Source organism: Chryseobacterium sp. HNCC26DJ240, from assembly GCF_057180485.1.
On record NZ_JBXUGK010000012.1, the window covers coordinates 1 to 9705 of the forward strand.

General features: G+C 37.3%; 10 protein-coding genes. 6 read left to right on the forward strand and 4 right to left on the reverse strand.

All coding sequences use genetic code 11. From position 1 onward, the window contains the following. The first annotated feature begins 375 nt into the window (after positions 1-375). Positions 376-2502, forward strand: a complete 2127-nt coding sequence (locus AC2A1G_RS19905; RefSeq protein WP_484048629.1) for a type IA DNA topoisomerase — start codon at positions 376-378, stop codon at positions 2500-2502. A 60-nt stretch (positions 2503-2562) separates the two neighbouring features. Here the strand turns inward: AC2A1G_RS19905 and AC2A1G_RS19910 are convergent, their stop codons facing one another. The 3 genes from AC2A1G_RS19910 to AC2A1G_RS19920 form a co-directional block, all read right to left on the reverse strand. Continuing rightward, positions 2563-3384 carry a ferritin-like domain-containing protein gene (locus AC2A1G_RS19910; RefSeq protein ID WP_484048630.1) on the reverse strand — a complete coding sequence of 274 codons (822 nt, stop codon included), beginning with the start codon at positions 3382-3384 and terminating at the stop codon, positions 2563-2565. A 34-nt stretch (positions 3385-3418) separates the two neighbouring features. After that, positions 3419-4120 carry a ferritin-like domain-containing protein gene (locus tag AC2A1G_RS19915; RefSeq protein ID WP_484048631.1) on the reverse strand — a complete coding sequence of 234 codons (702 nt, stop codon included), beginning with the start codon at positions 4118-4120 and terminating at the stop codon, positions 3419-3421. Positions 4121-4198: 78 nt separating this feature from the next. Further along, a complete protein-coding gene (locus AC2A1G_RS19920) occupies positions 4199-4768 on the reverse strand; it encodes a fasciclin domain-containing protein (protein WP_484048632.1) in 570 nt (189 codons plus the stop codon). 346 nt (positions 4769-5114) lie between these two features. Here AC2A1G_RS19920 and AC2A1G_RS19925 point away from each other — a divergent pair, with 346 nt between their 5' ends. Together AC2A1G_RS19925 and AC2A1G_RS19930 are read left to right on the forward strand one after the other, a co-directional pair. Next, complete coding sequence (locus AC2A1G_RS19925; RefSeq protein WP_262151421.1) at positions 5115-5624, forward strand: RNA polymerase sigma factor; 510 nt, start codon at positions 5115-5117, stop codon at positions 5622-5624. A 1-nt stretch (position 5625) separates the two neighbouring features. Beyond that, positions 5626-6450: an anti-sigma factor gene (locus AC2A1G_RS19930; protein ID WP_484048633.1), complete on the forward strand. Its 825-nt coding sequence runs from the start codon at positions 5626-5628 to the stop codon at positions 6448-6450. Here AC2A1G_RS19930 and AC2A1G_RS19935 read toward each other — a convergent pair. After that, positions 6447-6821 (reverse strand): DUF1304 domain-containing protein, encoded by a 375-nt coding sequence (locus tag AC2A1G_RS19935; RefSeq protein WP_484048634.1) that lies wholly within the window; start codon positions 6819-6821, stop codon positions 6447-6449. The genes AC2A1G_RS19930 and AC2A1G_RS19935 overlap by 4 nt on opposite strands. 66 nt (positions 6822-6887) lie before the next feature. On the opposite strand from AC2A1G_RS19935, the gene AC2A1G_RS19940 reads away from it, so the two are divergent. The 3 genes from AC2A1G_RS19940 (at position 6888) to AC2A1G_RS19950 (ending at position 9386) form a co-directional block, all read left to right on the forward strand. Further along, positions 6888-7460, forward strand: coding sequence for a Crp/Fnr family transcriptional regulator (locus AC2A1G_RS19940; protein WP_484048635.1), 573 nt, complete (start codon positions 6888-6890; stop codon positions 7458-7460). 1045 nt (positions 7461-8505) lie between these two features. Further along, positions 8506-8937, forward strand: a complete 432-nt coding sequence (locus AC2A1G_RS19945) for a DoxX family protein (protein ID WP_484048636.1) — start codon at positions 8506-8508, stop codon at positions 8935-8937. A 5-nt stretch (positions 8938-8942) separates the two neighbouring features. Further along, a complete protein-coding gene (locus AC2A1G_RS19950; protein WP_484048637.1) occupies positions 8943-9386 on the forward strand; it encodes a carboxymuconolactone decarboxylase family protein in 444 nt (147 codons plus the stop codon). Positions 9387-9705: the final 319 nt, after the last annotated feature.

A 9705-nucleotide genomic window follows, 5' to 3' on the forward strand; every position in this document is an offset into this window, starting at 1 on the left:
CGTCTCAGGCACCCATCATCCATCATCCAACATCCATCACTCAACATCAAACATTACTTATAAAACTTTTGTTCTCAGAAATAAATATTCTTCCTAGCGCGCTTCCCTAGCCCTGATAGTAGCGGCATCCTTTTTTGTCTTGAATTAACAGGTAAATTATCGACAGAAACCGGCGACAAAAAAGATACAGCGGATAGCAGGAAACAGCTCCTGAGAAAAACTGAGATCCTTCTTCTCTATTTTGAGACAGCTTTAGATAATAGTTCACTACTAATCATTAATATTGTGATTTTCATTTTACAAAAAACTCCGGATGCAATTTTTTTTTAGACTTTTATTTGTCGATTTTTGCAGATTATAATTTTATTATTTCAGATGAAACTTTGTATCGCAGAAAAGCCAAGTGTAGCAAGGGATATAGCTAAAGTTTTAGGTGCAACGATGCCTAAACAGGGCTATATGGAAGGTAATGGATATTGCGTTACATGGACTTTCGGGCATCTCTGTACCCTGAAGGAACCCCACGATTACGGTCCGGAACTGAAATCCTGGAATCTTATTTTTCTTCCGATTATCCCTAAAAACTTTGGTATTAAACTGATTCCGAATAAAGGAGTTGAAAATCAATTCAGAGTAATTGAAAGGCTGGTAAGTGAATGCGACGAAGTGATTAACTGCGGGGATGCCGGGCAGGAAGGTGAACTGATCCAAAGATGGGTGCTTCAGAAAGCTAAATGTGATAAACCAATCAAACGTTTATGGATTTCATCTTTGACGGAAGAAGCCATTAAGGAGGGTTTCGAAAAATTGAAACCTGCTGATGATTACAAAAATCTTTATTTGGCAGGAAATGCAAGAGCTATTGGTGACTGGCTTTTAGGCATCAATGCGACCCGACTTTTTACAAAAAAGTTTGGAGGAAACAAGGGTGTTCTTTCAATTGGACGAGTTCAGACTCCTACTCTGGCTATGCTTGTACAAAGACAAAAAGAAATCGACAGTTTTAATACTGAAGAATACTGGGAACTCAAAACGAAATATAGAGATGTTATTTTCAATGCTGCAATTGACCGTCTGAAAACACTTGATCGAGCAGAAAAAGGACTTTCTTACCTTAAAGAAAATCTATTTGAGATTGTGTCATTCGAAATAAAAGAAGGTAAGGAAAAAAATCCAAGACTTTTTGATTTGACGGGTCTTCAGGTGGAAGCGAATAAGAAGTATGGCTATTCTGCTGAAAATACACTAAACTACATTCAAAGTCTTTATGAGAAGAAGCATGTGACTTATCCGCGTGTTGATACGACTTATTTATCAGAAAGTTTATATCCGAAGATTGAAGGGATTTTGAAAAGCATGAACTTTTACAGAGAACTGATTGCTCCTTTGCTGGAACAGCCTATTCCTAAGTCGAAGACGGTTTTTGACGATACGAAGGTGACAGATCACCATGCGATTATTCCAACCGAGATTTCGCCTTCACAGAATCTGAGTAAGGAAGAGAAGCTGATTTATGATTTAATTGCCAAAAGATTTATTTCCGTTTTTTATCCGGAATGTAAAATATCGAATACTTTGGTTGAAGCTAAAGTAGGTACAATTCCTTTTAAAACCAGTGGTAAACAAATTCTTGAACCAGGCTGGAGAGCTGTTTATGCAAAAGAGCCTAAGGACAAAGAAGAGTTGTCGGATAAAGACAAAAACGGTGAGGAAGAGCAGTTGATTCCTGAATTTAAAGCGGGAGAGAGTGGTCCGCATGATCCATTTATTCATCAGGGAAAGACATCACCACCAAAATATTATACAGAAGCTACTTTACTTCGAGCCATGGAAACTGCCGGAAGGCAGATTGATGATGAAGAACTGCGTGAAATGCTGAAAAATAACGGCATCGGTAGACCGTCTACCAGAGCAAATATTATTGAAACTCTATTCAAGAGAAAATATATTGAGAAGAAAAGGAAAAATCTGATTGCCACCCAAACGGGAATTCAACTCATTGATGTAATTGAAGATGAAGTGCTGAAAAGCCCAGAGCTTACCGGAGAGTGGGAATTTAAACTCAGAAAAATTGAGAGTGGGGAATATGAGGCCAATACTTTCAAAGAAGAACTCATCGCCATGGTGAGTGATTTAACCAAGAAAGTGATTGATAGCAAAGGAAAATCATTTGTTTTTGAAGAAGAAAAACCAAAAGAAAAAAAGAAAACTGAACCTGCGCCTAAAAAGGAATTGCAGTCCTGGGAAGAAACGCAGTGCCCAAAATGTAAACAGAATCATTTGATGAAAGGGAAAACAGCTGTTGGATGTTCAGATTTTAAAAACTGTGGATTTAAAGCTCCTTTTGAAATCTTTGGAAAGAAAATTACTGAAAAACAGCTAATGGATCTTATTCTCAAAGGTAAAACATCTAAACTAAAAGGCTTTAGTACTCATCCGCAGAATATCTCTGAAGGAGCTCTCTATGTTTCAGACCAGAATTTTGAAATTCTTTTATCATAAAAAACAGTAAACATCAAAAATGTTTACTGTTCTTAAAATTAAAATATTAAACAGAGAAAACTAATCAATAAATAAAGTTGCAATCGCTGTAGCCTGCGCTCCTGTAAGGATTTCGTCGAAAGACGCAGATCCCGCCTCAGCACCAAATGTTGTTGCAGTGTTGAAACCTGCCTGCATGGTTACTTGCTCACCAGCATAAACCGGGTCTGTAGCAGCTGGCATACTTCCGCCATTGTTAAGTTCGATCCAGCCTTTGTTCATTCTCATTCTTCTTACCTGTGAAGCATGTCTTGCTTCCACAGAGTGAATTTGTAATGCTGCCTGAAGAATCGCTTTGTTACCCATCACATTTCCTGCCTGACCTTTGTAAGCTCTTACTCCGGTATCTTCGAATGCCTGGGCAAGGATAAGGAACTGCTGATAATCGGTCATAGGTGAAAACGCTCCGTTTACGGTAAAGTCAAAAGCTGGTTTTACACCTGGTGTTACTCCTAATGACGTAAGCGCACCTTTCAAAAAAGCAACGTGAGCATTCTCGTGCTTTGCAATTTGCTGAAATACGACACGGTCTGCAGTTGGGATTAGATTTGCCTTAGCAAGCCCTTGAGCGTAATATTCATCCTCAAGATATTCTAAAACCAAAGCAAGCTGAAGTGCGTCAGATAAAGCATCTTTTTTAAATGCTACCGTTTCTGCAGTTTCTACTTTTTTGGTTTCAGCTTTGGCATTTCCTGAAAGAAAAGCTCCAAGTCCCAAAGGAATTGCTGCTGCTGCGGTTCTTTTTCCGAAAGATGACAGTTGGCTCAGATTTTCATTTCTTGATAATGATTTTGTAAATAGAGCGTCATCTGATAATGTATCTAGTATTTTTAGAATATTCATAATTTTTGATTTTGCGGTTAATGATGATTATTGTTTATCCGATACCTCTTTCTTTCCAGGTAAACGGTGTTTTAAAGAATCCGCCTGCTGCGGCTACCACGTCTTTTGGTTCTTTGGCAACGTCAAGACCATTGGCATCTATCACATCATCACCCGAAAATGCTGCTGTGCCCGGGTTGATCATATCACGGATTGCACTGGCATGTCTTGCTTCCACAGAAACAATCTTACCTGCAATAACAAGATAATCCGGATTGGTAATGAATTTTCCTGCCGCGTTATAAGCAGCTACACCGGTATCTTCAAGAGCTTTGGCAGTGGCAAGAACAGAATTTCTGTCGCTGAAGTTAACATTTGGATATTGGAATTCAAGTTTTGGTAAAACCTGACTCGTCACTCCGCTCAATGCGGCTTTAAAAAAGTCTCTGTGAATTACCTCATGATGATAAATATCGGTAAGAACTGTTTTTTCTGCTGTAGAAGCATTCGTGTAGAAACTGTTCACTACTTTGGTATAAAAGTCAGCTTCTAGCTGTTCAAGAGCGTAGGCGTAGTTTAAAACGCCGACATCTCCCATTCCAAGGTCAAATATTCCTGTGTTAACCTCATCGAAGTCATCATTACATCCTACAAGCGCAAGACCGGCTACCATGGCACCGACGCCGCTCATTTTTAAGAAATTTCGTCTTCCGGCGTCCAGTGTGGGCTTGCCGAGAACAGTAATCGTTTTTTTCATAATATTAATAATTTAATGGGTTTATATCTAAAGAAATTCTGCACCGGTACTATCACCCGATGCAGAAAAAACACTAAACTAAGGCATCAATACCGTATCTATAACATGTATTACACCATTTGACTGATTCACGTCTGCAATGGTAACTTTCGCTTTGTTCCCTTTTGCATCAGTTACATAAAGATCTTTTCCTTTGGTCCAGAAAGTAAGTGCTTCTCCCTGAACAGTTTTCATTTCAGCTTTACCACCACCAGCTTTTACTGCTGCCCAAACTTGTTTTGAAGAATATTTCCCGGGTAAAACGTGATAAGTAAGAACACCCTGAAGCATAGATTTGTTTTCAGGCTTTAGTAGATTGTCTACTGCTGATTTGGGAAGCTTTTCAAAAGCTGCGTTGGTGGGAGCAAAAACGGTAAACGGGCCGGCTCCCTGTAAAGTTTCTACAAGATCTGCTGCTTTTACAGCGGCTACAAGAGTGGTATGATCTTTAGAATTCATTGCATTTTCTACAATATTTTTAGAAGGATACATGGCAGCACCTCCTACCATTACTGTTTTCTCTTTCATGTTCTGTGCAGCGGCGTTTCCGCTTAATGCGAATGATAATGCGATCATTCCGAAGGCTGCGAATTTTGATGTGAAGTTCATTGTTCTGATTTTTAAATTATTTGAATTTTAATTTTCGATCTGTTATGTGGTGATCTTATGGTGATGTACGAGGATATGACAATTATCAGTTTTTAAAAATGAATAATAATTTTTAAATAATTGATAATCAGTGTTAAATATTTTAAAATTATGTTTAAAATAAGAAAATTGTTTAATAAATCAGATAAGATGCAATGCATAATGGTTCAGTTATTGCTAAATCATTTTTAATTATTTTCTGTAAACCTTATTTAATCATAATGTTTAGAGAGATAATTTTACTACATTTGAAAATCTTAAACACCAGGTCATCAAAACAAAGTACTCTGAAGACGAAATTATCGCCATGATTAAGAGGCATGACGAGAATGGATTTCATTATTTATATGAAAACTATTCGGCTGCTTTGTATGGAGTAATTTTGAAGATTGTACATTCCAGGGAAGCAGCGGAAGAAATCATTCAGGATACTTTTGTAAAAGTCTGGAATTTTATCCCTCAATACGACAAAGGTAAAGGCAGACTGTATACGTGGATGATCAATATCGCCCGAAATACGGCACTCGATTATTTAAAATCAAAAAGTTTTCAGAACGAACTCAAAAACCAATCACTTCCGGATTTCGTATATAACGATACCAAACTCTCAGTATCAGATAATCAGGACTTTATTGGTTTCAGTAAAATTCTGGACAATTTAGATGACGATAAGAAGGAACTTATTGATCTGGCTTATTACAAAGGATTCAGTCAGTCTGAAATTGCAGAAAAGCTAAGTATACCCTTGGGTACGGTGAAAACAAAAATGCGGAATGCGTTAATGAAATTAAAGGATTTGTTAATAGATTACAGATAAAGTGAATACTCAGGAATACATATCATCAGGCATACTTGAGGCATATATTTTGGGCACAGCAACTCAGGAGGAAGCAGGCATTTTAGAATGCGTGATGTCTCATAATGCAGAAGTGCGAAATGCTTTTGAAGAAACCCAGAAAATTCTTGAAGACCTTGCAACGGCTCAGGCGGTAAAACCTGCGGATGATTTAAAAGATAAGATCTGGCTTAAAATCTCACAAAGTCAGCATGAAACTGTTGTTTCAACTGATAATCTGCAAAAGACAAATACCATACCGTTGCCTGCAGAAGTGCATATAGAGTCTGCCGGCGCAGCCAAATCTCTGTGGAGCAAACTCTCTGTGGCAGCATCTGTGCTGCTCGTAATCAGTTTAGGCGCCAATCTTTTCTGGATGTCTAAATCTTCCGAAAAAGATGATCAGATCATTGCTATGAGAGATCAGCAGAACGAGACCGAGAAAAAGATTAAAAATATCAACGATAAACTGAGTTTAATTTCAAACCCTGATCTTCAGAAAATTGTTTTGGCAGGAGTTGAAACCCATCCAGATTCCAAAGCAGTTGTTTTCTGGGACAAAACCAATACCAAAGTTTATCTGAATGTACAGAATCTACCTGAAGCTCCTTCAGGCAAACAATACCAGCTGTGGGCAATCGCTGATGGTAAACCGGTAAGTGCGGGAATGTACAGCAAAGACAAAGATACCCGAATTGCTTTATCAGAAATTCCAAACGCTCAGGCATTTGCTATTACCCTTGAGCAGGAAGGCGGAAGCGCAGCCCCTACGATGGAAAATATGTATGTGATGGGTACTGTGCTTTAGAGGTAAGAACTCAGCAAAACCGCAATAATTCCCAAAATAGCAGGCAGAGCCTGAACAAAAAAGATTTTCTTCGTAGCTGAAATAGCGCCGTAAATTCCTGCAACTGAAACACATCCCAAAAAGAAAAGCGAAATATTCACTTGCCATTTTTCGTCACAGATGAATAGTGACCAGATTAATCCTGCCGCAAGAAAACCGTTATAAAGCCCTTGATTGGCAGCTAAACCTTTTGTTGGTTTAAACATTTCCGGAGGAAGGGCAGATTTAAAAACCTCTTTTCCTTTGGTTTCCCACGCAAACATTTCCATCCAGAGAATGTAGAGATGTTCCACTGCGACCAATCCGATTAATATTTTTGCGACAATTTCCATGATGTTTATTTTTTGTTGATGTAAAACTAAAAAAATAAACTTAAGTTTGATCCTGTAAATCTGAAAATGGATCAGTTTAAAATACATTTAGATAAATTTATCACGCTTTCTGAGGAAGACTTTTCTTCGGTGATGTCTTTTTTTGAAACCATTGAAGTTAAGAAAAAGCAGAATTTAATGATTGGTGGTGAAACTTGCAGATCCATTTATTTTGTAGCTTCCGGTTGTCTTAGAAAATTCTTTATCAACGGAAAAGGTGTTGAGCAAACCACAGAATTCGCCATCGAAAACTGGTGGATCACCGATACTTTCGCTTTCGAAAGACAGATAAAATCGGACTTCACTGTTCAGGCGGTTGAAAAATCGTTGGTTCTCGTTTTAGATTATCACAGTCAACAGTTGCTTTTTGAAAAACATCCACAATTGGAAAGATATTTCCGAATGATTTATCAGAGAGCTTATGCAGCCTCAGAAAGACGAATCCGCTATCTTTATGAATTTTCAAGAGAAGAACTGTATCAGCATTTCAGCACACAATACCCATGGTTTATCCAGAGAATCCCGCAATATCTCATCGCGTCGTTTTTAGGTTTTACACCGGAATATCTCAGTGAGATAAGAGCTAAGCTGAAGCTGTGATGCTGGTTTGATATCTTATCAAATATAACTTTAGAACTCATGTAGCGCTGTCAGGCTGAGCGGAATCGAAGCCTGGTTCATTAATGAGAGTATACAAACTGTAACTAAGAAGTATTTCTTCAAATATAATTTAGACGGGTTCAGCGATGTCAGGCTGAGCATAGTCGAAGCCTTGTTCTGAAGTAGAAAATAAAACAAAATTTTTGCTGTCTTTTTTCTTTCCCCGACCCTAAAGGGAGGAAAAAAGAAGAATGGGATATTGCCAGACACTATATTACGAAGTTTTACACAATTTTTATTTACTTTAAAATATTCCTAATAGAATTATTCAATTAAACATCGTAGTTATTAAAATCATGGGAAGTCTCTAAAAACTTGATTTTTGATTAGATAAATAACGGTGAATTGAAATTTGCACCCTTTAGGGCTGGGGTAAACAAATTTCAGATGCTAATCTTTTCTTAATCACAGTTTAGCAAAAATCATGATGCCATAAATCTGCTTCTAGCTCCTTTCTATGTAATATTGTTAGGGTTAAAAATATGAGACATCATGTCAGGCTGAGCGGAATCGAGGCCTTGTTCTGAATTACAAAATGTAAATAAGTTTTTGCTGTCTTTTTTCTTTTCTCCGCCCCTAAAGGGAGGAAAAAGTACGATTTAATATTGTTAAACACAGCAATTATTGTACATACATCTGCTTGAATATGACCCGCAGATTTTTTCAACGAACTTACCCATTTAATTAAATTTCTATTTCTAATCATGACGCTAAAATCAGCAGTAATTTTGTCATTGACTACGTCGAATCTTCGATTTCCGTAGGAATCTCAACATGCTGAAAGTAAATTAGTTTGGATTCCTACGGAATGACAAACAAACCGTCAAAAACTAAGTTGATGCTAATAAGGACATTCATTACTGAAATTATTGTTTCAAAATTTCGACGAGTAATTCTACCTTATTTTAAAAACACTTTGTTTTCTTAAACCAGTTTAAGATTTTTAAGTTGAGATATTCTGAACTTTGTCCTGTAAATAAGAACAATGAAAAACAACATACAGGTGATTCCTCAATTATTTTTAAGATTAGCTATTTCGATTACAATGCTTTCTGCTGTAGCAGACCGTTTCGGGATGTGGGGTGAAAATTCAGCTTGGGGAAACTGGGAAAACTTTGAAAAGTATACACTTCAACTTACTTTTTTTCTTCCTGAAAGTATGGGGAGTTTTTCAGCTTATGCAGCTACATTTTTAGAAATCCTTTTTCCACTGATGTTGATTTTTGGTTTTAAAACAAAATTAGCAGCATTGGGAACTGGTTTCCTTCTAATGATTTTCGGTCTTTCAATGAGCATAGCTTTGGGAGTAAAGGCTCCACTAGACTATTCAGTGTGGATAGTTTCTGCAGCAGCTTTTTTATTAGCAGTACAGTCAGATTATAAATATTCAATAGATACATTAATTAAAAAATCATAACAGTTATGAGCGCAAGATTCAACATGGCAACTGTACACAGTGCCGCTTACAAAGCAGGAATAGGAATGGAAACAGCCCTTCAGAACTCTTTTTTAAGTCCGATTCAGAAAGAACTGATAAAAATCAGAGCATCACAAATTAATGGCTGTGCCTTCTGTCTGGATATGCATACCAAAGATGCCTTGAAGTATGGCGAAACACCTCAAAGAATTTTTCTTCTCAATGCATGGAGAGAGGCTACAGAACTTTTTTCTGACGAAGAACAGATCATTCTCGCGATGGCGGAAGAAATTACTTTGATCAGCCAGAAAGGTCTTTCAGAGGAAACTTATCAGAAAGCAAAAACGGTTTTCAATGAAAGCCAGATTGCCGACATTATTATGGCAGCGGTTTCCATCAATATGTGGAACAGAATTGCAATTTCGACGCATTTGCCGGTTGCAAAATAACAGTCTGAAAAATAGAGGTTTGTTCTCAGTAAAAATAAGGTAGTAATTACCGTATTTTTACGGTTGTATGATATTCGTTTGGTGTTTTATATTTACAGTATAAAATTGATTTCACACCAGTCAAAAAAACACAAAAACAATTATTTTTATGAAAAAAGAACAACACCCGATGGCGGTTCTGTTGGATTATTTGATTGCCATCCTGCAGACCCTTTGTGAAATCAGGGATGCACTACAGCAAAAAGTACCTCAAGAAGAAGGACTCTATGATCAGGCAGATGTAAAAAGAATTCTTAAAATAGGAGATACTGCCTTGTAC